This window comes from Halodurantibacterium daqingense (assembly GCF_042666235.1).
Lineage (GTDB): Bacteria > Pseudomonadota > Alphaproteobacteria > Rhodobacterales > Rhodobacteraceae > Halodurantibacterium > Halodurantibacterium daqingensis.
In genome coordinates this window covers 184,659-209,577 of sequence record NZ_JBHTFQ010000008.1, presented here as the reverse complement: position 1 = coordinate 209,577, position 24,919 = coordinate 184,659, and the positions used below count along the sequence as shown (strand labels likewise).

25 protein-coding genes and 1 CRISPR repeat array are annotated in these 24,919 nt (G+C 66.5%); of the genes, 20 read left to right on the top strand and 5 right to left on the bottom strand.

Annotated elements, in window-relative coordinates:
- Positions 1-270: 270 nt before the first annotated feature.
- From casA to ACFQXB_RS15445, 8 genes are all read left to right on the top strand, one after another.
- Positions 271-1,719, top strand: coding sequence for a type I-E CRISPR-associated protein Cse1/CasA (gene casA / locus ACFQXB_RS15480; RefSeq protein WP_377405650.1), 1,449 nt, complete (start codon positions 271-273; stop codon positions 1,717-1,719).
- Entirely contained in the window at positions 1,716-2,240 is a 525-nt protein-coding gene (gene casB, locus ACFQXB_RS15475; protein ID WP_377405648.1) for a type I-E CRISPR-associated protein Cse2/CasB, read from the top strand. Before casA ends, casB begins: the two co-directional genes overlap by 4 nt.
- Positions 2,237-3,316, top strand: coding sequence for a type I-E CRISPR-associated protein Cas7/Cse4/CasC (gene cas7e / locus ACFQXB_RS15470; protein WP_377405646.1), 1,080 nt, complete (start codon positions 2,237-2,239; stop codon positions 3,314-3,316). Before casB ends, cas7e begins: the two co-directional genes overlap by 4 nt.
- Complete coding sequence (gene cas5e / locus ACFQXB_RS15465; protein ID WP_377405644.1) at positions 3,309-3,989, top strand: type I-E CRISPR-associated protein Cas5/CasD; 681 nt, start codon at positions 3,309-3,311, stop codon at positions 3,987-3,989. The genes cas7e and cas5e overlap by 8 nt, the downstream gene beginning before the upstream one ends.
- Positions 3,986-4,693: a type I-E CRISPR-associated protein Cas6/Cse3/CasE gene (cas6e, locus tag ACFQXB_RS15460; protein ID WP_377405642.1), complete on the top strand. Its 708-nt coding sequence runs from the start codon at positions 3,986-3,988 to the stop codon at positions 4,691-4,693. Before cas5e ends, cas6e begins: the two co-directional genes overlap by 4 nt.
- Before the next feature lie 35 nt (positions 4,694-4,728).
- Positions 4,729-5,625, top strand: coding sequence for a type I-E CRISPR-associated endonuclease Cas1e (gene cas1e, locus ACFQXB_RS15455; RefSeq protein WP_377405640.1), 897 nt, complete (start codon positions 4,729-4,731; stop codon positions 5,623-5,625).
- A complete protein-coding gene (gene cas2e, locus ACFQXB_RS15450; protein ID WP_377405638.1) occupies positions 5,622-5,918 on the top strand; it encodes a type I-E CRISPR-associated endoribonuclease Cas2e in 297 nt (98 codons plus the stop codon). Before cas1e ends, cas2e begins: the two co-directional genes overlap by 4 nt.
- Before the next feature lie 49 nt (positions 5,919-5,967).
- Positions 5,968-8,681: direct repeats of the CRISPR family, unit length 29 nt; unit sequence CTGTTCCCCGCACACGCGGGGATGAACCG.
- Positions 8,682-9,115: 434 nt separating this feature from the next.
- The gene (locus ACFQXB_RS15445) at positions 9,116-9,766 is read left to right on the top strand and encodes a pyridoxamine 5'-phosphate oxidase family protein (RefSeq protein ID WP_377405636.1); all 651 of its coding nucleotides are present in this window, start codon (positions 9,116-9,118) and stop codon (positions 9,764-9,766) included.
- On the opposite strand, the gene ACFQXB_RS15440 is transcribed toward ACFQXB_RS15445, so the two are convergent.
- Positions 9,755-10,138 (bottom strand): VOC family protein, encoded by a 384-nt coding sequence (locus ACFQXB_RS15440; RefSeq protein ID WP_377405634.1) that lies wholly within the window; start codon positions 10,136-10,138, stop codon positions 9,755-9,757. The two genes, ACFQXB_RS15445 and ACFQXB_RS15440, sit on opposite strands and share 12 nt — an antisense overlap.
- Before the next feature lie 65 nt (positions 10,139-10,203).
- Here ACFQXB_RS15440 and ACFQXB_RS15435 point away from each other — a divergent pair, with 65 nt between their 5' ends.
- Positions 10,204-10,653, top strand: coding sequence for a MarR family winged helix-turn-helix transcriptional regulator (locus tag ACFQXB_RS15435; RefSeq protein WP_377405632.1), 450 nt, complete (start codon positions 10,204-10,206; stop codon positions 10,651-10,653).
- A 230-nt stretch (positions 10,654-10,883) separates the two neighbouring features.
- Here the strand turns inward: ACFQXB_RS15435 and ACFQXB_RS15430 are convergent, their stop codons facing one another.
- Positions 10,884-12,761: an outer membrane protein assembly factor BamB family protein gene (locus ACFQXB_RS15430; protein ID WP_377405630.1), complete on the bottom strand. Its 1,878-nt coding sequence runs from the start codon at positions 12,759-12,761 to the stop codon at positions 10,884-10,886.
- Positions 12,758-13,105 (bottom strand): hypothetical protein, encoded by a 348-nt coding sequence (locus ACFQXB_RS15425; RefSeq protein WP_377405629.1) that lies wholly within the window; start codon positions 13,103-13,105, stop codon positions 12,758-12,760. The genes ACFQXB_RS15430 and ACFQXB_RS15425 overlap by 4 nt, the downstream gene beginning before the upstream one ends.
- Before the next feature lie 870 nt (positions 13,106-13,975).
- Here ACFQXB_RS15425 and ACFQXB_RS15420 point away from each other — a divergent pair.
- Positions 13,976-15,094 carry an NAD(P)/FAD-dependent oxidoreductase gene (locus ACFQXB_RS15420; protein WP_377405627.1) on the top strand — a complete coding sequence of 373 codons (1,119 nt, stop codon included), beginning with the start codon at positions 13,976-13,978 and terminating at the stop codon, positions 15,092-15,094.
- Positions 15,095-15,258: 164 nt separating this feature from the next.
- Here the strand turns inward: ACFQXB_RS15420 and ACFQXB_RS15415 are convergent, their stop codons facing one another.
- Positions 15,259-15,867, bottom strand: a complete 609-nt coding sequence (locus tag ACFQXB_RS15415; RefSeq protein ID WP_377405625.1) for a TetR/AcrR family transcriptional regulator — start codon at positions 15,865-15,867, stop codon at positions 15,259-15,261.
- A gap of 149 nt (positions 15,868-16,016) precedes the next feature.
- Here ACFQXB_RS15415 and ACFQXB_RS15410 point away from each other — a divergent pair, with 149 nt between their 5' ends.
- Positions 16,017-16,415 (top strand): RidA family protein, encoded by a 399-nt coding sequence (locus ACFQXB_RS15410; RefSeq protein ID WP_377405623.1) that lies wholly within the window; start codon positions 16,017-16,019, stop codon positions 16,413-16,415.
- A 129-nt stretch (positions 16,416-16,544) separates the two neighbouring features.
- Here ACFQXB_RS15410 and ACFQXB_RS15405 read toward each other — a convergent pair whose 3' ends face one another.
- Positions 16,545-16,718, bottom strand: a complete 174-nt coding sequence (locus ACFQXB_RS15405; protein WP_377405621.1) for a hypothetical protein — start codon at positions 16,716-16,718, stop codon at positions 16,545-16,547.
- 498 nt (positions 16,719-17,216) lie between these two features.
- On the opposite strand from ACFQXB_RS15405, the gene ACFQXB_RS15400 reads away from it, so the two are divergent.
- From ACFQXB_RS15400 to ACFQXB_RS15360, 9 genes are all read left to right on the top strand, one after another.
- The gene (locus tag ACFQXB_RS15400; RefSeq protein ID WP_377405619.1) at positions 17,217-18,080 is read left to right on the top strand and encodes a transporter substrate-binding domain-containing protein; all 864 of its coding nucleotides are present in this window, start codon (positions 17,217-17,219) and stop codon (positions 18,078-18,080) included.
- 66 nt (positions 18,081-18,146) lie between these two features.
- Positions 18,147-18,887, top strand: a complete 741-nt coding sequence (locus tag ACFQXB_RS15395; protein WP_377405708.1) for an amino acid ABC transporter ATP-binding protein — start codon at positions 18,147-18,149, stop codon at positions 18,885-18,887.
- Between the two features lie 3 nt (positions 18,888-18,890).
- Positions 18,891-19,571, top strand: a complete 681-nt coding sequence (locus ACFQXB_RS15390) for an amino acid ABC transporter permease (protein WP_377405617.1) — start codon at positions 18,891-18,893, stop codon at positions 19,569-19,571.
- A 3-nt stretch (positions 19,572-19,574) separates the two neighbouring features.
- Positions 19,575-20,240: an amino acid ABC transporter permease gene (locus ACFQXB_RS15385; protein ID WP_377405615.1), complete on the top strand. Its 666-nt coding sequence runs from the start codon at positions 19,575-19,577 to the stop codon at positions 20,238-20,240.
- Positions 20,241-20,279: 39 nt separating this feature from the next.
- Positions 20,280-21,206, top strand: coding sequence for an N-carbamoyl-D-amino-acid hydrolase (locus tag ACFQXB_RS15380; protein ID WP_377405613.1), 927 nt, complete (start codon positions 20,280-20,282; stop codon positions 21,204-21,206).
- A 14-nt stretch (positions 21,207-21,220) separates the two neighbouring features.
- Positions 21,221-22,678 (top strand): dihydropyrimidinase, encoded by a 1,458-nt coding sequence (gene hydA / locus ACFQXB_RS15375; RefSeq protein ID WP_377405611.1) that lies wholly within the window; start codon positions 21,221-21,223, stop codon positions 22,676-22,678.
- Positions 22,675-23,313 carry an aspartate/glutamate racemase family protein gene (locus ACFQXB_RS15370; RefSeq protein WP_377405609.1) on the top strand — a complete coding sequence of 213 codons (639 nt, stop codon included), beginning with the start codon at positions 22,675-22,677 and terminating at the stop codon, positions 23,311-23,313. Before hydA ends, ACFQXB_RS15370 begins: the two co-directional genes overlap by 4 nt.
- Entirely contained in the window at positions 23,310-24,233 is a 924-nt protein-coding gene (locus tag ACFQXB_RS15365; RefSeq protein ID WP_377405607.1) for a LysR substrate-binding domain-containing protein, read from the top strand. The genes ACFQXB_RS15370 and ACFQXB_RS15365 overlap by 4 nt, the downstream gene beginning before the upstream one ends.
- Positions 24,230-24,856, top strand: coding sequence for a flavin reductase family protein (locus ACFQXB_RS15360; RefSeq protein WP_377405605.1), 627 nt, complete (start codon positions 24,230-24,232; stop codon positions 24,854-24,856). Before ACFQXB_RS15365 ends, ACFQXB_RS15360 begins: the two co-directional genes overlap by 4 nt.
- Positions 24,857-24,919: the final 63 nt, after the last annotated feature.

Below are 24,919 nucleotides of genomic sequence, written 5' to 3'. Positions count from 1 at the left end.
GACCTAAAGAAAAGTGTTGACTCAGATTGTGCGGCTGGACACACTGATCATGTTCGGCGGACAAAGAAAGACCTCCTGAATTACCCTGAGGCTGAAAAGTCTGGCCATCAACCCCCTGTTTGCGCAGCAGGTTGGCGGAGGCAGATTCAAGGCCAAAGATACCTGCGCACCCTTCATTCGGTCAGGCCCGGTTTTGCGCCTTGTTCCCGATAAGGGCTGGTCTGTGCATCGTTGTGCGGGCTGGTTGTTTTGAGTGTCACGGAGATTTCGATGCCCCTCAACCTCATCACCGATCCGTGGATTCCCGTTCGCTGCACGGATGGCCGCCGCCTCATCCGCCCCGACCAGATCGCCGAACCCGATGTGCTGTTCCCCGACTGGCCGCGTGCCGATCTGAACATCGCCTGCCTCGAGTTGCTGATCGGTCTCGTCTATCTGGCCGATCCGGTTGAAGAGGTCGAGGACTGGGCCGAACGCAGCCCCGACCCCGACCGGCTGCGCGCAGCGCTGGAGCCTCTGACACCGGCCTTTGATCTGGGCGGCGACGGCCCGCGCTTCCTGCAGGATCAGGAGCGGTTCGAGGCGGCGAATGGCAAGGTCGAGATCAACTCTCCCGACATGCTGTTCATCGACTCGGCGGGTGGCAATACGGCCAGGAACAACGCCGACCTGATGGTGCGGCGCGGACGCTATCCGCGTCTTGATCCCGCTCTGGCGGCCATGGCGCTGTTCACGCTGCAATCGCAGGCGCCGGCGGGCGGAGCGGGCAACCGCACCTCGATGCGCGGCGGCGGGCCGATGGTGACGCTGGTCCAGCCGCCGATGCCGGGCCTGTGGCATCTGATCTGGGCAAATGTCCCTCTGGGGTGTCCGCAAGGGCATGATGCGCTGCCGTGGATGGCGCCGACCCGGCGATCCGAGGGGGGCGCAGCCACATACCCCCCCGAGGACGGCAATCTGGCCGAGGCGTTCTTCGGGATGCCGCGCCGGCTGCGCCTGGTCTTCGAAGGCGATCAGGTGACCGGCGTGCTGCAAAAGCCCTATGGCGCGAATTACGCGGGATGGGAGCACCCGCTGACGCCCCATTACCGGATGAAGGAGGGGGGCGAACTACTGCCCCAGCATCCGCGCGCGGGTGCTTTCGGATATCGCAACTGGCTGGGGATCAACGCCGCTTCGCAGAGCGATCTGCGCCGTCAGGCCGCCGCGCTGACGGGCTATCGCGACCGGGTCGTCAGCACCGGGGGCGCCCGGGTCATCGTGGCGGGCTGGGCGATGGACAACATGAAGCCGCGCGATTTCATCCTGTCGCTCGAGCCGCTGATCACCGATGGCGACGCGCTCGACCGTATCCAGCGCATGGTCGCCGCCGCCGAGATTTGCGCCCCCGCCTTGCGGCAATCACTCAAGCCCGTGATGGGCGAGGGCACCGCCCTGGACGCGCTGCGCGAGGAATTCTTCCTGCGCACGCAAGGCCCGTTCGAGGCCCTGTCCGCGCGCCCCGGCACCGCCGCCCGGTGGCTTGCCGAGATGCGGCAGGTAGCCCTGCGGATCTTCGATGATGCGGCCCTGCCCCGCCTGGCGAGCGCCCGCATCCCCGAGGTCGAGCACATCCTGCGCGAACGTAACCTGTTGCTGCGGATGTTCGCGGGGAACGGCAAGGTTGGCGCGAGGCTTCATGCGGAACTGGGGCTGATGGACGAGGAGAAGGTCGCATGACGGAAGATATCGGAGCGACTATTGCCGCATGGTGGCGCACGGAATTGCGGCCCGGTGAAGACACGCCCGCTGCCCGTGCCCTGCGCGCCCGGCTGCGGCGGGCCGAGACCGGGCCCGAGGTGCTGGCACAGCGTCAGGTCCATGACCTTGTAGCCAAGGCGCCGTGGCTGCGGCACCGCCCCTTGGATCTGATCCGCCTCGTGCAGGTGCTGGCGCGGGTCGAGGGCAACGATCCGCGCAGCCTCGCCCGCCTGCTGGGCGCGGGCGATCCGCCCGCCATGTCACGCGCGCGCTTTGAGGCGCTGGTCCGCAGTGAAGCCGCTGATCTGCCCCGCGCGCTTCGCCGCGCGCTTCCGCTGACCGACGGTCGCTGCAATGTCGCGGCCCTCGCGCGTGACGTTCTGAACTGGGACGATCCCGAGCGGGGCGAGAAGATCCGGCAAGACTGGTTTTTCGAGTATTTCAACGCCTTGCGCATGGATGGCGCCGGCGGCGTCAAGGACACGGAGATTTCGCAATGACGACATTCCTGCAACTGCATCTGCTGACCGCCTATCCACCCTCGAACCCGAACCGTGACGATCAGGGCCGCCCCAAGCAGGCGACGGTCGGTGGCGCCCCGCGCCTGCGCCTGTCCAGCCAATCGATCAAGCGCGCGTTGCGGATCTCGCCGCCGTTCCAGCAGGGGCTGGCCGGACATATGGGCCAGCGCACCAAGCTGATGGCCAATGAGGTGCGGAGGCATCTGATCGAACGCGGGGCAGACGCCGAGACCGCGCGCAAGACGGCTGAAGAAATCGGAAAGGTCTTCGGCAAGATCGAGGCAGCCGACAAGAAACGCCCCGATGCGCTTCATGGCACGACCCTGGCCTTCATCTCTCCTGATGAGCGTGCCTTCGCGCTGGAACTGGCCGACAAGGCCTTCGCTGGCGAAGCGCTGCCCACCGATAAGGATTTGGCCAGGACGGTCCTGCGCACGGCTGACGGGGCGGTCGATATCGCCATGTTCGGACGGATGCTGGCCGACAATCCAGGCTTCAATCGCGAGGCGGCGGTGCAGGTCTCGCATGCCATCACCACGCATCGCGCGCAGTCCGAGGATGACTATTTCACCGCCGTTGACGACCTGAAGAGACGCGACGACGATGCCGGCGGCGCGCATCTGGGCGAGCACAGCTTCGGGTCCGGGGTCTATTACCTCTATGCCTGCGTGAACTGTGATCTGCTGGTCGAAAATCTGGCCGGAGATCGTGACCTGGCCGCGCGCGGGCTGCGGGCGCTGGTGCAGGCAATGGCCACGGCCACTCCCTCGGGCAAGCAGAACAGCCATGCCCACCGGCCGCGTGCCGGCCATATCAGGGCCGAGATCGGCAGCGCCACGCCCCGCGACCTGACCGGTGCGTTCTTCTCTCCGGTCAAGGGCGAGGATCTGCTTGAGGCCTCGGTCACGGCACTGACAGACATGGCCAGCGCCATCGACGAGGCTTACGGACCCGCCGCCGACCGTGTCCAGATCATGGATGTCCGGGCGCGGCAGGGCACGCTCGCGGGGCTGGAAGCGTTTGCCGCCTCGGCCCTGGGGCCGCAGGATGACTGAGCATCTGGTCTTTACCCTGGTGGCCAATCTGGCCGCGAACGGGGATCTGGCAGGGCACGAGCGGCGCGGCACGCTGACCTGGCCCGCCCGCTCGGCGATCCTGGGCCTGCTGGCGGCAGCCAGAGGCATCCGTCGCGACGATGCCCCCGGCCTCGCGGCGCTGGAACCCTTGCGCGTGGCGGTCGCCGTCCATGACATCGGCCAGCCGCTGCGCGACTATCACACCGTCCAGACCGTGCCGACGGCGGCGGTGCGGCGGCCCGACAGCCGCGCATTGGCCCTGCGGCTGGCCGGGCGGGCGGTGAACACAACGTTGACACAGCGCGACTATCGCTGTGGTGTGCTCTACTCGGTCGCGGTCTGGGGGCTGGACATGGCGCCCTTTCGCGACGCTCTGTTGCGGCCGGTCTTCACTCTGTATCTGGGCCGCAAATCCTGCCCGCTTTCGGCCCCGCCCGCACCCCGTCTGATCGCCGCGCCGGATGCCGCAACTGCGCTGGCCTCGGCGCAGATGCCGCATTTCCGTCCGGTTCCCCCGCCACTGGCGCTCTATTCCGACACCCCTTCGGATCACTCCCGGACCGAGCGGCGCAACGACGTGGCCCTCGACCGGCAGCTGTGGCACTTCACCAGCCGCGATGTCCATGTCACAACGTTTGCGGAGGACACATGAGCCTGTTCCTGTCGCGTCTGACCCTGTCGAACGAGCCTTCGGTTGCGGCCTTGAAGCGCCTGATTGACCCCGAGGAACGCGGCCGCGCGCAGGACGCCCATCACCGCCTGTTGTGGTCGGCCTTTGCCGGCGATGCAAACGCGCCGCGTGATTTCCTGTGGCGCGCCGAGGGGAACGGCGTCTTCTTCGTTCTGTCGCGCCGACGCCCGGCAGACTCGCCCTTCTTCCGCCTTCCCGAGGTCAAGGAGTTCGCCCCCGCGCTGTCTCCCGGCGACCGGCTGGAATTCGTGCTGCGCGCGAATGCCACGCGCACGCGAAAAACGGGTGAGATGACAGCCTCGGGCAAGGAACGGCGCAAGCATGACGACGTGGTCATGCATGCGATCCGCGATCTGCCCAAGGGCGAGCGGGCCGAGGCCCGGATGGCCGCCGCTGAAACCGCGGGCCGGGCATGGCTGGACGGACAGGGCAGCCGCAGCGGCTTCAAGGTGGAACGCGCCGAGGTTGCGGACTACTCCGTGGTGGCGCTTCCCGACCACCGCGGCCCCCGCAAGAGACAGCCCCAGTTCGGGGTGTTGGACCTGTCCGGCGTGATCCGCGTCGAGGATCCGGTTCTCTTTATCGACAGCATGGCGCAAGGCTTTGGTCGCGCCAAATCCTTCGGTCATGGGCTGATGATGATCCGCCGCGCCCCGCCGCCATGAGCTTGCCGGGACTACCGCCGCCGCGGCCTATCCCGATGAAGGACCGCTCGACGCTGGTCTTCGTCGAGCGTGCGCAGCTTGACGTGGCGGACGGTGCCTTCGTGGCCGTCAATGCCGATGGCACCCGCACACAGATTCCCATCGGTGGCCTGGCCGGCGTGATGCTGGAGCCGGGGGCGCGCATCTCTCACGCCGCCATCGCGCTGGCCGCACGGACCGGAACGCTGATCACCTGGGTGGGAGAGGCCGGCGTGCGGCTTTATTCTGCGGGCCAGCCGGGGGGCGCGCGTGCCGATCGGCTTCTGTGGCAGGCCCGGCTGGCGCTGGATGACGCGGCCCGGCTGCGGATCGTGCGCAAGATGTATGCCCTGCGTTTCGGAGAAGAGGCCCCGCAGCGCCGCTCGATCGACCAGCTGCGCGGGATCGAGGGGGTGCGCGTGCGCAAGACCTACGAACTGCTGGCCCAGGCCCATGGCGTCAACTGGTCCCGCCGCGCCTATGACCCCAGGGACTGGGAGGCCGGAGACATCCCCAATCGCTGCCTCTCCGCTGCCACCGCCTGTCTGCACGGCCTGACCGAGGCCGCGGTTCTGGCCGCTGGCTACGCCCCCGCGATCGGGTTTCTGCACAGCGGCAAGCCGCTGTCCTTCGTCTATGATATCGCCGATCTGTGGAAGCTGGACACGGTCGTGCCCGAGGCTTTCCGCATCGCGGGCCTTGCCGCGCGTGGCAAGCTGGACATGTCCCCCGACCGCGCGGTGCGCCTGGCCTGCCGCGATGCCTTCCGCAAGACAGGCCTTCTGGCGAAGATCATCCCCCGGATCGAAGAGGTCCTCGAGGCCGGAGAGCTTCCGCGTCCCGAACCGCCCCCGGATGCGATCGGCCCGGCCTTCGAGGATGACCGCTCGGGCGATGCCGGGCACCGCGGATGATCGTGGTTGTCGTCTCGAACGCGCCGCCCCGATTGCGGGGGCGGCTGGCCGCCTGGCTGGTGGAGGTCCGTGCAGGCGTCTATGTCGGAGACTATTCGGCACGGACGCGCGAAATGATCTGGTCACAGGTTTCCGGCGGGATCGAAGAGGGCGATGCAGTGATGATCTGGAGCGCACCGACAGATCAGGGCTACGACTTCGCCACAACTGGTCGGAACCGTCGGATGCCGGTCGATTTCGACGGGCTGAAGCTGGTCTCGTTCTTCCCATCGGATGCGCCACGGAACCGGTAGTCCCGAAAAGGTTGAAATTGTATCGGTAGATCAATAGCCTCCAGCAAGACTGTTCCCCGCACACGCGGGGATGAACCGATGCGGGGGCACGGTCTCAGCATTGCGCCCCACTGTTCCCCGCACACGCGGGGATGAACCGCGATCCAGCAATTTCTGCAACTGATCCGGCAACTGTTCCCCGCACACGCGGGGATGAACCGCCGATAATAGTCTTGCATCGCCGCTCAGGCTCCTGTTCCCCGCACACGCGGGGATGAACCGGCCGGGGCGCCCAGATCGTCCAATTCGGCTCCCTGTTCCCCGCACACGCGGGGATGAACCCGGATGCAGCAGAACTGGCAGCGGAAACCGGCCCTGTTCCCCGCACACGCGGGGATGAACCGACGTATTTTTCGAAATTCTGATTGGCTGGTGCCTGTTCCCCGCACACGCGGGGATGAACCGGTGGCATATTTGGTTTCATGATGCCACCAATACTGTTCCCCGCACACGCGGGGATGAACCGCCCTTCTCGCGGACGTATTCGAGCGAATTGCCCTGTTCCCCGCACACGCGGGGATGAACCGCTCGTTCGTCTGCGGATTTACATCCTTCAGATCTGTTCCCCGCACACGCGGGGATGAACCGCAAGCCGCAATCCTAGCGGCGTTGATATGCGCCTGTTCCCCGCACACGCGGGGATGAACCGACTTCGGAGATCTTCCCAGGCATGTTCCTTTCCTGTTCCCCGCACACGCGGGGATGAACCGGTAGGTGGTGCCTTCGCGCTTGATCCGCGTTTCTGTTCCCCGCACACGCGGGGATGAACCGGCAAGGATGTGAACCCGAACGGTGTGAAGCGCCTGTTCCCCGCACACGCGGGGATGAACCGCCGAACGCAAAGCAAAGCAAGCACTCAAGGACCTGTTCCCCGCACACGCGGGGATGAACCGGGGAGCGCCTTGAATGGGGCAAAAGGGCCGCCCTGTTCCCCGCACACGCGGGGATGAACCGGAGGGCGAGCCGTTCAGCTTGCTTCCGTGGCACTGTTCCCCGCACACGCGGGGATGAACCGGACACCCGCTCCGAGAAATCGGCCCGCATGTCCTGTTCCCCGCACACGCGGGGATGAACCGCGACACTGAACCTTTTGCTCGACCGCATGGGGCTGTTCCCCGCACACGCGGGGATGAACCGCCAGAGACGAGGCCCGCTGGGATCTCTCCACACTGTTCCCCGCACACGCGGGGATGAACCGGCGCATGTCGGGGCCGTCGTCTATCTCGATAGCTGTTCCCCGCACACGCGGGGATGAACCGCGGCCAACGCCGCGCAAGCTGATCGGGTAGCCCTGTTCCCCGCACACGCGGGGATGAACCGGCCGCGGCGACTGTTGGAGGAACGTGGGGGTGCTGTTCCCCGCACACGCGGGGATGAACCGCACTTCTTATCGGCCATTATCGGTCACAATAGCTGTTCCCCGCACACGCGGGGATGAACCGCGGAAGTTTCCGCAGGGGCCGCGCAATCCTCGCTGTTCCCCGCACACGCGGGGATGAACCGCTCGTCAACGCCGCGGCTGTGCAGGTAACGATCTGTTCCCCGCACACGCGGGGATGAACCGGCTCTCGCAATGTCGAAACGCCCGCCCCTCGGCCTGTTCCCCGCACACGCGGGGATGAACCGCGCCGGGGACATGGACTTAAATCCCTGCCCCACTGTTCCCCGCACACGCGGGGATGAACCGGCGTCTGCCTGACGCCGGCCCGCGCGCGCAGTCTGTTCCCCGCACACGCGGGGATGAACCGTCGCGGGTGACGTCGATGAACGTGCCGTCGTCCTGTTCCCCGCACACGCGGGGATGAACCGCGGCGCGGCGTTGATGGGCGTGCCGTGGGGCCCTGTTCCCCGCACACGCGGGGATGAACCGACGGTGCGCAACTGGCTGCACGGGGATAATGCCTGTTCCCCGCACACGCGGGGATGAACCGTACGTCGATGATCTTAGTCGCTGTCTCGACAACTGTTCCCCGCACACGCGGGGATGAACCGATGATCCGGGCGCGGCCCGAGGTGGCGATGCGCTGTTCCCCGCACACGCGGGGATGAACCGACAACCCCGCTCAGGGTGCGACCATACGACCACTGTTCCCCGCACACGCGGGGATGAACCGGCGCGGCTGACCTTGAGGTGATCGCGCCGGTCCTGTTCCCCGCACACGCGGGGATGAACCGGCGTCTGCCTGACGCCTGCCCGTGCGCGCAGTCTGTTCCCCGCACACGCGGGGATGAACCGATGCCGCGCGCCAAAGGTCAGCGTCGCAGGTCCTGTTCCCCGCACACGCGGGGATGAACCGGCGTCCGATCAGGAACTTCTGGCCGCGCGCAACTGTTCCCCGCACACGCGGGGATGAACCGTCTGATGAATGAGCCGATGCGCGAGATGGATGCTGTTCCCCGCACACGCGGGGATGAACCGGCGCGGGCAGATCAGGCAGCAGCGGCATTTGGCTGTTCCCCGCACACGCGGGGATGAACCGATCGAGGCGGCGAATGACCAGATCGGCCGGCTCTGTTCCCCGCACACGCGGGGATGAACCGCCGCAGGACGTCGCCATTGCGGAGTCCGTATCCTGTTCCCCGCACACGCGGGGATGAACCGGCCGGATGCGGGAAATGTTCCTCGAACATTATCTGTTCCCCGCACACGCGGGGATGAACCGCTGCCCACCACTGGCCGACCGTGCCGACGTGCCTGTTCCCCGCACACGCGGGGATGAACCGCTGGCGCGAGCTTGGGCTTGATATTGCCGACCCTGTTCCCCGCACACGACACGCCGTCTGTTTCAGCGACCTGGCAAAGGGCGCAGTTCCGATGACGCCGAGATCCAGAACGTTGCTCCGGTAACTTGGACCAGGCCATGAGATGGGCACATTGCAACTTGCCAAGGCGCTGACAACGGACCGAAGCATGCACGCAAGGTGATCGCAGACGAAGGCTTTCTGCCAGAAACGGCGGTCCCGGAAGGATCGGTCAAGGCTTTGGCTTGTCCGCGAACGAAATCTCGCGGCCAAAAGAGCTTGGCCAGGGAGACCCCGAAGGCTGGAACCCAGGTGCAGATCGAGGAGCGTCTGGTCCTGCGCTGCTGCAAGTTGATTACAAGGTATGATGCTTCATACTCGGAGAGTGTCGGTGCAATCGGGAGGAAGGCGTAACAATGAGCGAGATCCACATCAAACCGGAACATCTGGTAACAGACGAGCAATCCCTGCGCAGCCTTTATCCACCTGTACATACATTGGCGAAGCTGAAAAGCCTGAATGTGCTGGACGACCATGCGCAGGCCTTCATCCGGCGTGCGCCGTTCGTCTGCATTGGCACCCAAGGCCGTGACGGCACCGCCGATGTCAGCCCGCGCGGCGACCCGGCAGGTTTCGTGGCCATCCTGGACCCGCATACGCTGGCCATCCCCGACAGGCCAGGCAACAACCGTCTGGACACCCTGTCAAACATCATCGCCAATCCCAGCGTCGGGCTGCTGTTCATCGTTCCTGGTTTTGACGACACGCTCAGGGTGAACGGGCAGGCGCGACTGGCCACTGATCCCGATCTGCTCGAACGTCTGAGCATGCATGATCGCGCACCTCGGCTGGCGATTGTTATCCATGTAACCGAAGTCTTTCTGCATTGCGCCAAGGCGTTTCGACGGTCGCGACTTTGGGATCCAGCCCAGTTCCAAGAACGCAGCGCGATGCCATCCCTGATGAAAATCCTTCTTGACCAGACAACGGGTGCGCCGGACGACGCAGCAGCACTGCGCAGATTGGATGATGATCTGGAAAAAGATTACAAATCATCAATGTATTGAGGCTTCGGGTTGCACGGTATGCGCGGTGATCGTGTATCCGGAAGGATCTTTGAAGGCGAAGTAGCGCCCGAAGGGGCCATCCTTGGGGGCGAAGGCAATTGCCACGCCCCGGGCCGCGAGATGCGCGTGCAGCGCGTCGGCGTCGTCGCAGCCGAACCACAGGACGATCCCGTGGCCGCGTATTTCAACGGCGTCCAGATCGACGACCGGAATGCGCAAGGCGAAAGGGATCGGCCTTGTGTCGAACACCACGGCGCCCGGCGGGGCGGAGGCGGCCGGGGTCAGCCCGACGACGTTGGTGTAGAACGCGCGGGCGGCATCCAGGTCGGCAACCTGGAGACTGATGAAATCGGGTCCGATCAGATGGGGCATATCCATTGTCCTGAGCGGGCATTGCTGATAGTATCAGCTTCCTGACATAATATAAGCCTGCTGATATGACAAGTGCCAAGTCTCCCTCACCCGCCGAAGATCATCCCTTCCTGCCCCAGGAGTCGCTCGGCTACGCCCTGAAACGTGCGCAGCAGGCGCTCCGTCTGCACATGGACCGGCAGCTGAAAAGCCTCGGCCTGACCGCGCCGCAATACAACGTGCTGTGCAGCCTCGAGGCAGAGCCCGGCGCCTCCAACGCACGGCTGGCGCGACGTGCTTTCGTGACGCCGCAGACCATGCAGTCCATGCTGGTCAAGCTGGAACGGGCCGGCCTGATTGCGCGAACCCCCGATACCGAGCATGGTCGCATCCAGCGGACCGAACTGACGGAAAAAGGGCGGGAAACCGTTCTTGAGGCCCATCAGGCCGTCCAGGAGACAGAGCGGCTGGCCCGAAAGGCGGCGTCACCCGATGCGGCCGTGATGCTTACGAGGATCGCAGAGGCGCTTGCATAGGGTCAGCATTTCCTGTGGTGCCGGGCCCCGGGCCGGCGAGGTCTGCAACCCCAAGGTCGGTGATGTCGGCAGTGACCGGATGCTGATCCATGTCGAAATGGGCAAGCGCAGTCCGCTGGCGAGTCCGTCGCCAGTTACTTCGATGACCGCCATCAGAAGCGGCGCCGAGACAGTTGATCCGGCGCATTTGCGATTCCGATCGGAATTTTTCGATCAGGCCGTGCCATCTGTCAGCGCGGCAGGCGGTAGGCGACTGCCTGGTCGGACACTTCGGGCTTGAGGATCGAGTTGCCGCCGACGGCGAAGACGACATAGTCCTCGCCCTCGTGGGTGAAGACGGCGGGGATCGACACGGCCGGCGCCTCGACAAGGTCGGACCACAGCTCCTCGCCCGTCGCCGCATCCAGCGCGCGGACGCGGGAATCCATCGAGGCGCCGATGAAGATCACGCCGCCCGCCGTCAGGACCGGCCCGCCAAGCGTGGGCGAGCCCCAATCCGCCAGCCCGTAGAAGCCGTGGAACTGCGCGCGGCCGAAGGGCACCTCGTAGAGCAGCTCGCCCGTCGTGAGGTCCACCGCCGAGAAGGTGCCGAAGGGCGGCTTCCAGCAGGGCATGCCGGCCCAGTTGCTCCAGTCGGTCAGGTGGATGCCGTAGGGCGAGCCGTGCTGGGGGTGATAGCCTTCCTCGTTGCCGCCCTCGCGGGCCTCGGCCTCGTATTCCTCGCGCGGGATCAGGTGGATCAGCTGCACGATGCGCGAGGCGTTGACGTAAAGGATGCCGCTGCGCGGATCGACCGCGACGCCGCCCCAGTTGGTCGCGCCGGCCGTGCCGGGGAAGAACAGCGTGCCCTGCACCGAGGGCGGGGTGAAGATACCCTGATACAGGTATTCTTCGCGCTCGCGGGAGCACTGGCCGAAGCTGACGATGTCGGACAGGGTCCAGACCTCTGGCAGTTCCAGCGGCGCGCCCACAGGGGCGGGGACCGAGACGAACGGCTGGACGGGGCTGGTCACCTCCCCCTCGGCGGTGCTTTCGGGGACCGGGCGTTCCTCGATCGGGTAAAGCGGCTCGCCCGTGCGTCGGTCGAGGACGAAGAGGAAGCCCTGCTTCGTCGCCTGGACCAGCGCCGGGATCACCTCGCCGTCGCGCGGGATGTCCACCAGCGTGGGCGCCGAGGGCGTGTCGTAGTCCCAGATATCGTGATAAACGTGCTGGAAGCTCCAGGCGATCTCGCCCGTCTCGATCTCGACGGCGGTGACCGAGGTCGCCAGCGGGATGCCTTCCGTCCGCAGCCCGCCCCAGTAGTTCGGGCTGGGCGAGGAGACGGGCGCATAGACCAGCCCCAGCTCGGGATCGGCGGTCATGGCGGTCCAGATGTTGGCGGTGCCGGTGCGCGGGATCATCTCCTCGGGGATGAAGCCGGTGTCCCAGAGCAGCTCGCCCGTCCGCGCGTCCACTGCCAGGAGGTTGCCCGGCGGGGCGGCGGTATATTCCCAGTCCTTGCCCGCCCAGCCCATCAGCAGCGTGTCGCCCACCACGATCGGCGGCTGCAGCAGCGAGAAGGGAAAGACATCGTTGACCGTGTTCCACTGGTTCACGTTCAGAACCCCGCCCTGCGCGAATTCCACGCAAGGCTGGCCGGTATCGGCGTCCACCGCGTGAAGCTGCGCGTCCATCGTGCCGATAAAGACGCGCTTCTCGCACTCGCCCTCGGCGCCGCTGTCCCAATAGGCGACGCCGCGGTTCTTGAGCGCCGGCTGCGTCAGCGGCTCGAGCCGCGAGCGGCTGTCATAGTTCCAGCGTTCCTCGCCCGTCGCGGGGTCCAGCGCGATGATCCGGTAGAAGGGCGTGCCCAGATAGAGCGTGCCGTTCGCATAGACCGGGGTGGCGGACCAGACCGTCTCGACCAGATCGCCGGACCCGTCCGAGACATCGCCCGTCCGGAAATCCCAGGCGCGTTCCAGCCGGCCGACATTCTCGGGCGTGAAGCTGGTGACGTTCGAGAACTTGGTCGAACCGAGATCGCCGTGAAAGCCGGTCCAGCTGTCCTGTTGCGCCGATGCGGGCGTCGCCAGCAGGGCCAGAAGGACGAAGGCGGGATATCTCATGCGTGGGTCCTTCTGCGCGAGCCGATGCCTGCGATCAGCAGCGTGACGAAAGCCGTTGCCATCAGCAGCATCAGTGTGGTCTGCATCAGAAAGAGCGCGGCGATGGCGGTCAGCAGCGCGGCCAGCAGGGCGATGACGTGAAGGATGGCCGACCAGCGGCGCGAGACGCGGCGGGTCATCAGCACGGCGATGATGATGCTGGTCGCCAGCGCCCCCAGGACCGCCAGCCCCGCGCCGAGCGTCCAGTCGACACCTGTAGTGCCAAACGGCCCCGTCCAGGCGATCACCGCCATGGCAAGGCCCAGGATCGCCGCCAGCAGGGGCATGGCAAAAAGCTGTCTCATGGGAAGGTAACGAACCGTTCACGGAATTGTTCCTTCCTCGGCTTCTTCAACCACCCGCAGATGCCTGGCCTGAGCGTGATGGCCGACAGATCACCGCAAAGGTGCCATCCGTCTCCAGGATCACTGCGGTGACATCCGGCCGTCCGCCATCCCCGGGCCGCCGCCCTGCGTGATCTGAACAGGTCCGGTCAGCCCGTTCCACGCACCGAGTGGATATGTCTCATGGCGCAGGCCCCATCAGCACGCTTGCCGATGGTCATTCGCCCCACGACACTGTTTCGGGGCAATTCCTTCGCTTCGCGCGACCGTGCCCGTCAAGGAAGAGCTGCGATGCCTGTCCCATACTGCACCGCCAGATGGGCCCGCGGTTCCCAGTGCTACCTCATCGAAGCTGGCCATCCGCAGATCGCCCACGCGAAACCTGACCCCGCGCTGCCTGAAGCCAGAGTTTTGGGGCTTCCGCTCAGGCTGGCAGGCCCCCCGATGTTGTCGGCGTGATCGGCACAGGTTCCAGTTTGCACCGTCTGGCCGATCCTGGTTGCGTCCATGTCAAGGCTCCGGCCTTTCCGCCGCATCCGGGAGGCTGATGCATCTGAGACAACGCGCCGGGACGAGTGGCCGCTTCAGCGTCCTGTGCTCCTGGTGCGCCGCACCGCCGGCAGACGACTTTCCGGTCGTCATGTCGTAATGCCTAAGATCCATGGCACCAATTCCTGACGCACTGGCCATCCTGAAATGCGACCCAGCCGACTGGCCGGGCCTTTCCCGCCATGCGCCCCGGTCCAGGCGCGCAGGGACCAACAACGATTTTCGCCACGACAAGCCGGCGGAAGACGCCTAGCCTGCCCGGATCTCAGCCGGGGGGACAGAATGGACAAGGTCGATTGCATCATCGCCGGGGCCGGGGTCGTGGGGCTTGCCATCGCGCGCAGCCTGGCGCGCCGGGGGATCGAGGTGGTGATCCTGGAGCGGGAGGCCGCGTTTGGCACCGGCACATCCTCGCGCAATTCAGAGGTGATCCATGCGGGTCTCTATTACGCACCGGGCAGCCTCAAGGCTCGGCTCTGCGTCGAGGGGCGCGGGATGCTTTATGCCTATGCGGCCGAAAACGGCGTGCCCCATCGGCGCTGCGGCAAGCTGATCGTGGCGACGAGCCCGGATCAGGACACCGCGCTGGACGCCATTCTGGCGCGCGCAAGGGCGGCCGGCGTCCATGACCTCTGCCGCCTGACCGCCGCCGAGGCGCAGGCGCTGGAGCCGGAACTGGCCTGCACCGCGGCGCTTCTGTCGCCCTCGACCGGGATCATCGACAGCCACGCCCTGATGCTGTCGCTGCTGGGCGAGGCCGAGGCCCAGGGCGCAATCCTCAGCCCCGGCAGCGCGGTGGTGGGGGTCGAGGTGACGCCCGCCGGCTTTGCGGTGACGACCGAGGACATCGCCAGCGGCGAGCGCTTCACCATGGCCTCGCGGTTCTTCGTCAATGCGGCGGGGCTTCATGCCTCGGAACTGGCCGGGGCGATCCTGGGGCTGCCGCCCGACCACGTGCCCCGCACCCTGTTCGCGCGGGGCAACTATTACAGCCTTCCGGGCCGACCGGCCTTTTCGCATCTGGTCTATCCGGTGCCGGAACCCGGCGGGCTGGGCGTCCACCTGACGCTCGATCTCGGGGGCGGGATGCGCTTTGGCCCGGATGTCGACTGGATCGACAGCATCGACTATCGCGTGAACGCCGCGCGGCGCGACCATTTCCAGACCGAGATCCGCAAATACTGGCCCGGTCTGCCGGAGGATGCGCTTGCCCCCACCTATTGCGGCATCCGTCCCAAACTTTCCGGCGCGGGCCACCCCGGCGCCGATTTCCGGATCGACGGACCCGAGGCGCATGACATCCCCGGTCTGATCAACCTTTTCGGAATCGAGAGCCCGGGGCTGACCGCCTCGCTGGCCATCGCGGAAGAGGTAGCGGCGAGGCTGGGCGCAGGCCGTTGATGGCGGGGCGTTTTCCGGATGGGGGCAGCAGCACGGTTGCGCAGGCTCCGCTCCGGTCCCCGACACCGTGGCAAGGAGGCAAGCTTGAGGTCGGAAAGGCGGATCACGAAGAACTGCCCGTGGCCTTGGGCACAGCGCCAAGGACGGGGCAGCCCCCGCCTCCGTCACCCCCTCTGGCCCACCCTGTCTGCCAAAAGTCCTTCGGCCAGCATCCGGAAGGCGTCCTGCGCCTTGGGCAGCATCCCAGCCGGATCGTCGCAGGTGGCGACCCACAGCGCCGCGTTCAGCGCCGCGCCGTTCAGAAGGCGGGCGGCCGCCTCGATATCCACCGGGCGCAGCACACCCTCCGCCAGAAGTTGCGTCACCGCTGCGCGCGTCGCGTCGAGGCATCGGTTCTGGCTGGGCCATTGCGCCGGATCGCCCAGCACCGCGGGGCCGTCGCGCAGGACGATGCGCTGCACCTCCGCCTCAAGCGCCATCTCGATATAGGCGCAGCCCTCGGCCAGAAGCGCGTCCCACAGATTGTCCTGGGTTGCCGCACGGCTGCGCGCCCGCTCCGCCATCTCGGCGTCGATCTGGTCCACGACCGCCGCAAAAAGCCCCCTTTTATCGCCGAAATTGTGATAAAGCGCCCCGCGCGTCAGCCCGACGGCCGCCGTCAGGTCATCCATCGACGTGGCCGAAAACCCCTTTTCCGCAAAGGCGGCACGGGCGGAGGCCAGAAGCCTGCGCCGCGTTTCCTCCATCATTTCGGCGCGCGTTCGCCTGACCATTCTCGATCCTCACTGACATACGGCTCGTATTTTAATTGACATACGTAACGTATGTCCCTACATTTCAAATACGCAGCGTATCTCCGTTTGGCGCCCGCCGAAAGCCCGGATGCCGCATGACGGCCCCGCGCAATCTGAAAGGATCACCCATGACCCGCCAGGCCATCTTCCCCGCCGAGTCCGCCCGCCACGCGCTTTATGACACGCATGGCTATTCCCCCGCCGTCCGATCGGGCGACCTGCTCTTTGTCTCGGGTCAGGTCGGCAGCCGCGAGGACGGCGAGCCAGAGGATACCTATCTGGCCCAGGTCGAGCGCGCCTTCGCCAATCTGGGGGCGGTGCTGGAGGCCGCCGGCGCGAGCTTTGACGACATCATCGACGTCACCACCTTTCACACCGACCCCGAAACGCAGCTTCCGGTCTTCATGCCGGTGAAAGAGCGGTTTTTTTCCGGCCGTCCCTTCCCCACCTGGACTGCCGTCGGTGTCACATGGCTTGCCGGGTTCGATCTGGAGATCAAGGTCATCGCCCGCATCCCCGAGGCATGACGCAAGGCGGCAACGGGCGCCCCGACGGCCGGGGGGATGATCCCCTGGGGCCGCCCTGCAATCAGATGATCGCCCTGCATCCACGCAGGATCGAGCGTCTCGGCCCAGGCGCACAGATCGGCATCGGCATCATTGGGCCTGCACAAACACGCGGAATCCTCGTTCACTGTCGCGGCATTCGCCCGCGGGACGGACGGACGGCGCATCGATCAGCCGCGACAACCAGAGCAGATCGACCCAGAGCAGATGGTCGAACGTCGCTGCATCGTCCAGCCTGCTGCCGCCAGAGCGCAAGTTCATCACCGCGTTATATCACGCCCTCCTTGGCACATGATCCGAAGCGAACTTGATCCCCCACCCTTATCTGCAACCCCGCGCGAGGTTGAGGTATCATCCGGCAATGTCCCGCGTTCGGCCGCGGATCACGCAGGGACGTCAAGCCCTTGATGATGATGACCGTGAGCCGGGGCACCGGGATCGCCGCAGAGAGGCGTGCCGAAGCCACGCGCATGAGCCTTGCCCGTTCCACGCACCGCGCCATCCGATGCCCGCCTTCACGGGAGTCGCCGCGCCTCGGGTTCGTGCGCCCCTTGGCCTGTGCTTCACACGAGGGTGCGGGCAAGATCCGCCGCCCTCACAGGCAGATCACGCCATTATCGTCACCCAGTGCCTCAAAATGAGGCAATATAAAACAGGATTATACTACAACAATCAGCAAAAACCTGTTTTATACTTCTCCCGCCTCTCTTCGCGTGCTTGCCATCCCTCATGGCGCAAGACCATTCACAACAGGAGAGACCCATGTTCACCGCCCTATTCCGGGGTTGCGCGACGCTTGCCCTTGCGGTCGCTGCGACACTGCCCGCCCAGGCCCAGATCGCCGAGATCAAGCCCGCCTATCGCACCGCGCTTGACGGAACATTCGCGCCCCATGCGATGCCCAACCTCTCGGGCGGGGTCGAGGGCTTCAACGTCGATCTGGCCGCGCTGATCGCCGACCGGCTGGGCGCGGAGATGCAGCTCGATGCGGCGCAGTTTTCGGGGCTGATCCCCGCATTGCAGGCCGGCACCTATGACTTCCTGATGGCCCCGGTCACCGTGAACGAAGAACGGGCAGAGAACCTCCTGTTCACCGAGGGCTTCATGGACACGAACTTTGCCTTCGTGGTTCCCGCCGGGTCCGAGCCGCGCGACACGCTCGACGATTTCCGCGGGCTGACCATCGCCGTCAACCGCGGTTCGGCCTATCACACCTATCTTGACGATCTGGCCGGGGAATATGGCTGGACGGTCGTGCCCTTCGGCACCAATACCGACGCGGTCGAGGCCGTGGCAACGGGCCGGGCCGATGCGAACCTTGCGGGCGCCACCGTCGCCGCCTGGGCCGCGCTGCAGAACCCCGCCATCGACCTGTCCCATGAAATCGAGACCGGCCTTGTCTGGGCGCTGGCCTTCCGCCAGGACGATGTGGAAACGCGCAACCTGATCGACCAGGTTCTGGAATGCCTCAAGACCGACGGGTCGATGGCCGAACTGTCCGAACGCTGGTTCGGCGTCACCCCGCCCGAAGGCGCCACCATCGTCACGCCGACGCCGGGCTATGGCGTCCCCGGTTTCGCGGGCTACCAGGAAAGCGCGCACGAGCCGTCCTGCAGCTTTGGCTGACCCTGACCCTGCCCCGTCCGGCGCGGCCGGACGGGTATCTCCCCTTGCCTCCGGACGTGAATGACCATGCCCCGCCCCATGCTTGAAATCGTCGGACTTGAAAAGAAATTCGGCGACACGCAGGTCCTGCGCAACATCGACCTGCGGGTCCGCGAGGGGGAACTGGTCTTTGTCATCGGCCCCTCCGGCTCGGGCAAATCCACCATGCTGCGCTGCTGCAACCGGCTGGAGGAACCCACCTCGGGCGCGATCCTGATCGACGGGATGGACATCGTCGGCTGCAACACCCGCGCACTGAACCGGATGCGGCTGAAGGTCGGCATGGTCTTTCAGGGCTTCCACCTTTATTCGCACATGAACGCGGTCAGGAACGTGATGCTGGCGCAGGTCAAGGCGCTGGGGCGCAGCCGCGACGAGGCGCGGGAACGGGCGCTCGAAATGCTCGACCGCGTCGGGCTGCGCCACCGGGCCGAGGCGATGCCGTCCGAGCTTTCGGGCGGCCAGCAGCAGCGCGTGGCGATTGCCCGGGCGCTGGCGCTCGACCCCAAGGTGATGCTGTTCGACGAACCGACCTCGGCGCTCGACCCGGAACTGGTCGGATCGGTGCTCGCCGTGATGAAGGATCTGAAGGCAAGCGGCATGACGATGCTGGTCGTCAGCCACGAGATGGGCTTTGCCCGCGAGGCGGCGGACCGCGTCGTCTTCATGGATGGCGGCGTCGTGGTCGAGGAAGGCGCACCCGAGGCGATCTTTTCCAACCCGCAGGCCGAACGCACCCGCGCCTTTCTTGCGCGCGTCCGGGGCTAGGCCATGGACGGTCTGCAGCGCTTCATCGACACCTTCTTCAACCGCGCGGTCTTTGCGCGCTATCTGCCCGACATGCTGGCGGGGGTCTGGAACACGATCTGGCTGGCGGCGGCGGTCATCGCGCTGGGTGTGGCGCTGGGGCTGATACTGGCCTGCCTGCGGGCCTACGGGAACCGGGCGCTGAACCTCCTGATCGTGATCTTCGCCGATCTGGGCCGCGCCCTGCCGCCCTTGGTCATCATCCTCATCATGTATTTCGGCCTTCCGGGGCTGGGCATCCGCCTGTCGGGGCCGCTGGTGCTGATCCTCGTACTGGGGCTGGTGCTGGCCGCCTTCACCGAGGAAATCTTCTGGGCCGGCCTCACCTCGATCCCCAGGGGCCAGTGGGAGGCCGGGCGCGCCACGGGCCTTGGCTTTACCCGGACGCTGATCTTCATCGCCCTGCCGCAGGCGGTGCAGATGGCCATTCCGCCGGTCGTCAACCGGGTGCTTGCGATATCCAAGATGACGGCGCTCGGCTCCGTCATCGGCGTGTCGGAAATCCTGTCGGTCGCCTCGACCGCCCAGAGCTTTTCCGGCTCGGCCGCGCCGCTGACGATGGGGGCCATCGCCTATGTCATCGTGTTCCTGCCGCTGGTCGTGCTGACCCGGCTGCTGGAACGCCGCTTTGCCTGGAGGATCTAGGGGATGGACGATTTCATCCGGCTCTTTCTCAACATCGATGTGATGATGCGCACCTGGCCGCTCTTGATGTCGGGGCTGTGGATGACGCTCAGGCTTTGCGCCGTGGTGCTGGGGCTCGGGCTGGTGGGCGGGCTCTTTCTGGCGCTGGCGGCGATGTCGCCCAGGGCGTGGTTGCGCTGGCCGGCCTTCGCGGTGATCGACCTTCTGCGCGCGATGCCGCCCCTCGTGCTTTTGATCTTCATCTATTCCGGCCTGCCCTTTGCCGGGCTCGACATCACGCCCTTCGCGGCGGTGGCGGTGGCGTTCTTCCTCAACAACTCCGCCTATTACGCCGAGATATACCGGGCCGGCATCCGGTCCGTGCCCGCGGGACAGGCCGAGGCCGCGCGCGCCTCGGGCCTTGGTGCTGCGCAGACGATGGCCCATGTGGTGCTGCCGCAGGCGGTGCGCAACGTGCTGCCGGACCTCCTGTCGAACGCGGTCGAGGTGGTCAAGCTCACCTCGCTCGCCTCGGTCGTGTCGCTGGGCGAACTGCTTTACTCGGCCAACATGGCCCGGTCGCTGACCTACAATTCCTCGCCGCTGGTGCTGGCCGCGCTGATCTATCTGGCCTTCCTGTGGCCGATGGTCCGGCTGGTCAGCCGCTATCAGCGCAAGCTGGCGGTGTGACGCGAAACCCCGAAAGACCCTACCAAGGAAAGAAAAGACATGCGCAAGATGATCGTTGGCGGGGCCCAGATGGGCCCGATCCAGAAGGCCTGCAGCCGCGAGGCCGTGGTGGCCCGCATGATGGCCCTGATGACCGAGGCCCATGGCCAGGGCGTCACGATGCTCGTCTATCCGGAACTGGCGCTGACCACCTTTTTCCCCCGCTGGCATGCGGCGGACCGGGCCGAGATGGATATCTGGTTCGAGACGGAAATGCCCAATGGCGCGACGCAGCCGCTGTTCGATCTGGCGCGGGAGCTGGGCATCGCCTTTACCTTCGGATTTGCGGAACTGACCCCCGACGGGCATCATTTCAACACCTCGATCCTGACCGACCGCGCGGGCAACATCGTCGGCCGTTATCGCAAGATCCACCTGCCGGGCCATGACGAATACGACCCGGACCGCACGCATCAGCACCTTGAAAAGCGCTATTTCGAACCCGGTGATCTGGGCTTCAACGTCTGGCGCAACGAAGGCGTCGTGATGGGCATGGCGATCTGCAACGACCGGCGCTGGCCCGAGACCTATCGCGAACTGGGGCTGCAGGGGGTCGAACTGATCACCATCGGCTACAACACCCCTTCCGTGAACAGCCAGAAGGGGGACGAGGGGCTGCGCCAGCGCCTTTTCCATTCCGACCTGTCGATGCAGGCGGGGGCCTATCAGAACTCGACCTATGTCGTGGGCGTGGCAAAGGCCGGGACCGAGGACGGCCATCACCTGATGGGCGGTTCGGTCATCGTCGATCCGGACGGCGAGATCATCGCCCGCGCCACGACCGAGGATGACGAGCTGATCACCGCCGAATGCGATTTCGACCGCTGCACCTTCGGCAAGACGACCGTGTTCGACTTTGCGCGCCACCGCCGGATCGAGCACTATCAGCGCATCGGCAGCCAGACCGGCATCAAGGTCGAGGTCTGAGGGGGGGAACGGGCATGGAATTCGACACCGTCATTCACGGCGGCACGATCGTCACGCCGCAGGAAAGCTGGGTGGGCGATATCGGCATCCGGGCGGGGCGCATCGCGGCCCTGGCCGAGCGCATCCCCGGCGGCGACCGGCGGATCGACGCGAGCGGGCGGCTGGTGCTGCCCGGCGGGATCGAGGCCCATGCCCATATCGCGCAGGAAAGCTCCGCGGGGCTGATGACCGCGGATGACTATTACAGCGGCTCGGTCTCGGCGGCCTTTGGCGGCAATTCAAGCTTCATTCCCTTTGCCGCCCAGCAGCGCGGCCAGTCGGTCGATGACGTCATCGCCACCTATGACGGCCGCGCCGCGCCCAATTCGGTGCTGGATTATTCCTATCACCTCATCATTTCGGACCCCCGCCCCGAGGTCCTGTCGGACGAACTGCCCCGCGCCTTTGCCCGGGGGATCACGTCCTTCAAGGTCTTCATGACCTATGACCTGATGAACCTCGGCGACCGGGGGATGCTCGATATCCTGGCCGTGGCACGGCAGCACGGCGCGCTGACCATGGTCCATGCCGAAAACAACGACATGATCAAATGGATGAACGCGCGGCTGGCGGCGGCGGGGCTGACGGCGCCGAAATACCACGCCATCTCTCGCCCCGCGATTGCCGAGGCCGAGGCGATCAACCGTGCCATCGCGCTCGCGCGGCTGGTGGGCGCGGGGCTCTTCATCGTCCATGTCTCGACGCCCGAGGGGGCGGAACTGGTGGCCCGTGCCCGCGCCGAAGGCCTGCCCGTCCATGCCGAGACCTGCCCGCAATACCTCGCGCTGACCCGCGCCGATCTGGACCGTCCGGGGATGGAGGGGGCGAAATACATCTGTTCGCCCCCGCTGCGGGATGAGGCCACGCAAGGGGCGCTCTGGCGCCACGCGCGCACCGGCACCTTCGACAGCGTGTCCTCGGACCACGCACCCTATCGGTTCGATGAGACCGGCAAGTTCGCCAAGGGGGCCGATGCGCCCTATCCCGCTATCGCGAACGGGATGCCGGGGATCGCCGCGCGCCTGCCCTATCTTTTCTCGGAAGGGGTGGTCGCGGGCCGGATCACGCTGGGACAGTTCGTGGCGCTTTCCTCGGCCAATGCGGCGCGGGTCTTCGGGATGGACCGCAAGGGCGCGATCCTGCCGGGCTGGGATGCCGATATCGCCATCTGGGACCCCGAGGAAACCCGCACCGTCACCGCCGCCGACCAGCATGACGCGATGGACTACACCCCGTTCGAGGGAATGCGCCTGACCGGCTGGCCGGTTCATGTGCTGAACCGGGGCGAAACCATCGTCGAGGGCGGCGCGCTGAAGGCCGCGCGTGGCCGTGGCCGGTTTGTCGCCCGCCAGCCCTATCGCATCGGGCCGCAGGCGCCCACCGTGCCGGAGCTCGACCCGGCGCAGAATTTCGGCGCGGATATCTGGCCATGAAGCGCATCCTCGTCATCAACCCGAATTCGTCCGGGGCCGTGACCGACAGCCTGACCGAGGCGCTTGCGGGCCTTGCGGGCGCGCGGTTCGACTGCATCCGCATCCCCGAAAGCCCCGCCACCATCCTGACCGAAGAGGATGTCGCGCGCGCAGGGATCCGGGTCGCAGAAACGATCGCCGCCGATCCGGGGGCGGATGCCTATGTCATCGCCTGCTTTTCCGATCCCGGCCTCGACCTCGCGCGCAGCCTGACCGCAAAGCCTGTCATCGGCATACAGGAGGCCGGCATCCTGACCGCGATGGCGCGGGCCGACCGTTTCGGGATCGTGGCGCTCGGGCCGGCCTCGGTCGCGCGGCACATGCGGCGGATGCGCGCCATGGGGGTGATCGGGCGGCTGGCGGGAGAACTCGATCTGGGCGGCGTCAGCGCCGAGGATGCGGGCCGGTCCGACGCCGTCTATGCCCGCACGCTGGAGGTCGGGCGGCGGCTGCGCGACATGGGGGCGGGGGCGCTGGTGCCCGGCTGCGCAGGCTTTGCCCCCCGCCGGGCGCAGCTGGAACGCGACCTGGGGATCGCCGTGATCGACCCGGTGCAGGCGGCGGCGGCCATCGCGCTGGGGGCGGTCGTCGCGTGACGGGCTCACCCACCGACATATCGCTCCGCCTGCTGGAAATCTTTGCCGCGATGATGCGCAACGGCACCACGGTCGAGGCAGCGGCGGCGCTCGGCGTCTCGCAGCCGGCGGTGTCGGCGGGGCTGAAACAGCTTGAAACCCAGCTTGGCATCGTGCTGTTCGAACGCACCTCGCGCCGGATGATGCCCACCGCCGAGGCCGAGGCGCTTTTCGCCGAGATCCGGCCCATGTTCTCGATGCTGCAGGGCTTTACCCAGACCGCGCGCGATATCCGGCAGGGGCTGCGCGGCCGGCTGCGGATCATCGCGACCCCGCCCATCGGCCACACGCTCGCACCGCGCGCCCTGCGCAGCTTTCTGCGCGAACGGCCGGGCGTGTCGGTGGCCTTTGACGTGCGGCGGCTGGAACATGTGCTGGATGCGGTCCATAGCGGCAGCGCCGATCTGGGCGTCGCGATCACGATGGACCGCCCGCCCTCGCTCAATACCGAGGTGCTGCACGAAACGCATATGGTGGCGCTCGTCCCCGCCGAGAGCGACCTTGCCCGGCAGAGCCAGATCCGGGCCGGCGATCTGGACGGCCGCCCCTTCATCGGGATGGAGGTGGACAGCAAGCTTGGCAGCCTCGTGCGGTCCGCCTTCGTGCAGGACGGGGTCGGCTATCTGCCGCATATCGAGGTGCGCTATGTCTCGACCGCGGCGGAACTGGCGAACCACGGGCTGGGCAATGCGGTGGTCGACCCGTTCACGGCGCATTTCCACGCCCGCCCGCAGATCGCGATCCGCCCCTTCCTGCCCGCCTGCCCGATCCGGGTGGTGCTGCTGACGCGGCGGGGCGTGCCGCGCAGCGAACTGGCCCATGCCTTTGTCGCGGCGCTGCGGCCGCTTCTTGCCCGGAACCTCCACCGAGTTCACGAATGATCGAAAGGCCGCCGATGTCCATCGACCTGACCGCCCTGCCCCCCGCGATCCGCTACAAGCTGCTGACGGCCATCGTCCTGCCCCGCCCGGTCGCCTGGGTCACGACGATCAGCACGGCGGGCGTGGTGAATGCCGCGCCCTATTCGTTCTTCAACCTCTTTGGCAAGGACCCGGCGCTGGTGGTGCTGGGGCTGGAACATCACGCCGACGGGCGCCTCAAGGACACGACCCGCAACATCCGCGACACGGGCGAGTTTGTCATCAACCTCGTGTCCGAGGATCTGGTCGGGCCGATGGTGCGCTCGGCCGCGCCCGCCGGGCCGGACCTGTCGGAACCCGCGGCGCTGGGGCTCGACCTTGCGCCATCCGCCCATGTGCGCCCGCCGCGCCTTGCCGCCGCGCCCGCGGCCATCGAATGCCGGCGCACGGTCGCGCTCGGGTTTTCGGCGGAACGTGAAATCCTGATCGGCGAGGCGCTGGGACTTGCCTGCCGCGACGGGCTGATCGACCGCGAACGCTGGCATGTGAACTGGGGCGGCGACTATCCCGTCGCGCGGCTTTTTGCAGACCGCTATGCACGGCTGGTCGAGATCGAGCGCCACACGATCCCCCCGGGCCTTTGAGCCAATTGCCTGCAACCGCCTTCAGCCCGGGGAAACCGCCCCGGCGGGCGGGGCCGTCGGGCA

Bases quoted from the DNA above. Each gene is read 5' to 3' on its own strand.
- ACFQXB_RS15440 (WP_377405634.1), bottom strand. From the start codon at position 10,138: ATGCCCCATCTGATCGGACCCGATTTCATCAGTCTCCAGGTTGCCGAC.
- ACFQXB_RS15400 (WP_377405619.1), top strand. From the start codon at position 17,217: ATGTTCACCGCCCTATTCCGGGGTTGCGCGACGCTTGCCCTTGCGGTC.
- ACFQXB_RS15370 (WP_377405609.1), top strand. From the start codon at position 22,675: ATGAAGCGCATCCTCGTCATCAACCCGAATTCGTCCGGGGCCGTGACC.
- ACFQXB_RS15415 (WP_377405625.1), bottom strand. From the start codon at position 15,867: ATGGTCAGGCGAACGCGCGCCGAAATGATGGAGGAAACGCGGCGCAGG.
- cas5e (WP_377405644.1), top strand. From the start codon at position 3,309: ATGACTGAGCATCTGGTCTTTACCCTGGTGGCCAATCTGGCCGCGAAC.
- hydA (WP_377405611.1), top strand. From the start codon at position 21,221: ATGGAATTCGACACCGTCATTCACGGCGGCACGATCGTCACGCCGCAG.
- ACFQXB_RS15445 (WP_377405636.1), top strand. From the start codon at position 9,116: ATGAGCGAGATCCACATCAAACCGGAACATCTGGTAACAGACGAGCAA.
- ACFQXB_RS15395 (WP_377405708.1), top strand. From the start codon at position 18,147: ATGCCCCGCCCCATGCTTGAAATCGTCGGACTTGAAAAGAAATTCGGC.
- ACFQXB_RS15380 (WP_377405613.1), top strand. From the start codon at position 20,280: ATGCGCAAGATGATCGTTGGCGGGGCCCAGATGGGCCCGATCCAGAAG.
- ACFQXB_RS15390 (WP_377405617.1), top strand. From the start codon at position 18,891: ATGGACGGTCTGCAGCGCTTCATCGACACCTTCTTCAACCGCGCGGTC.
- ACFQXB_RS15435 (WP_377405632.1), top strand. From the start codon at position 10,204: ATGACAAGTGCCAAGTCTCCCTCACCCGCCGAAGATCATCCCTTCCTG.
- casB (WP_377405648.1), top strand. From the start codon at position 1,716: ATGACGGAAGATATCGGAGCGACTATTGCCGCATGGTGGCGCACGGAA.
- ACFQXB_RS15425 (WP_377405629.1), bottom strand. From the start codon at position 13,105: ATGAGACAGCTTTTTGCCATGCCCCTGCTGGCGGCGATCCTGGGCCTT.
- cas6e (WP_377405642.1), top strand. From the start codon at position 3,986: ATGAGCCTGTTCCTGTCGCGTCTGACCCTGTCGAACGAGCCTTCGGTT.
- ACFQXB_RS15385 (WP_377405615.1), top strand. From the start codon at position 19,575: ATGGACGATTTCATCCGGCTCTTTCTCAACATCGATGTGATGATGCGC.
- ACFQXB_RS15430 (WP_377405630.1), bottom strand. From the start codon at position 12,761: ATGAGATATCCCGCCTTCGTCCTTCTGGCCCTGCTGGCGACGCCCGCA.
- ACFQXB_RS15420 (WP_377405627.1), top strand. From the start codon at position 13,976: ATGGACAAGGTCGATTGCATCATCGCCGGGGCCGGGGTCGTGGGGCTT.
- ACFQXB_RS15410 (WP_377405623.1), top strand. From the start codon at position 16,017: ATGACCCGCCAGGCCATCTTCCCCGCCGAGTCCGCCCGCCACGCGCTT.
- cas2e (WP_377405638.1), top strand. From the start codon at position 5,622: ATGATCGTGGTTGTCGTCTCGAACGCGCCGCCCCGATTGCGGGGGCGG.
- ACFQXB_RS15360 (WP_377405605.1), top strand. From the start codon at position 24,230: ATGATCGAAAGGCCGCCGATGTCCATCGACCTGACCGCCCTGCCCCCC.
- cas7e (WP_377405646.1), top strand. From the start codon at position 2,237: ATGACGACATTCCTGCAACTGCATCTGCTGACCGCCTATCCACCCTCG.
- cas1e (WP_377405640.1), top strand. From the start codon at position 4,729: ATGAAGGACCGCTCGACGCTGGTCTTCGTCGAGCGTGCGCAGCTTGAC.
- casA (WP_377405650.1), top strand. From the start codon at position 271: ATGCCCCTCAACCTCATCACCGATCCGTGGATTCCCGTTCGCTGCACG.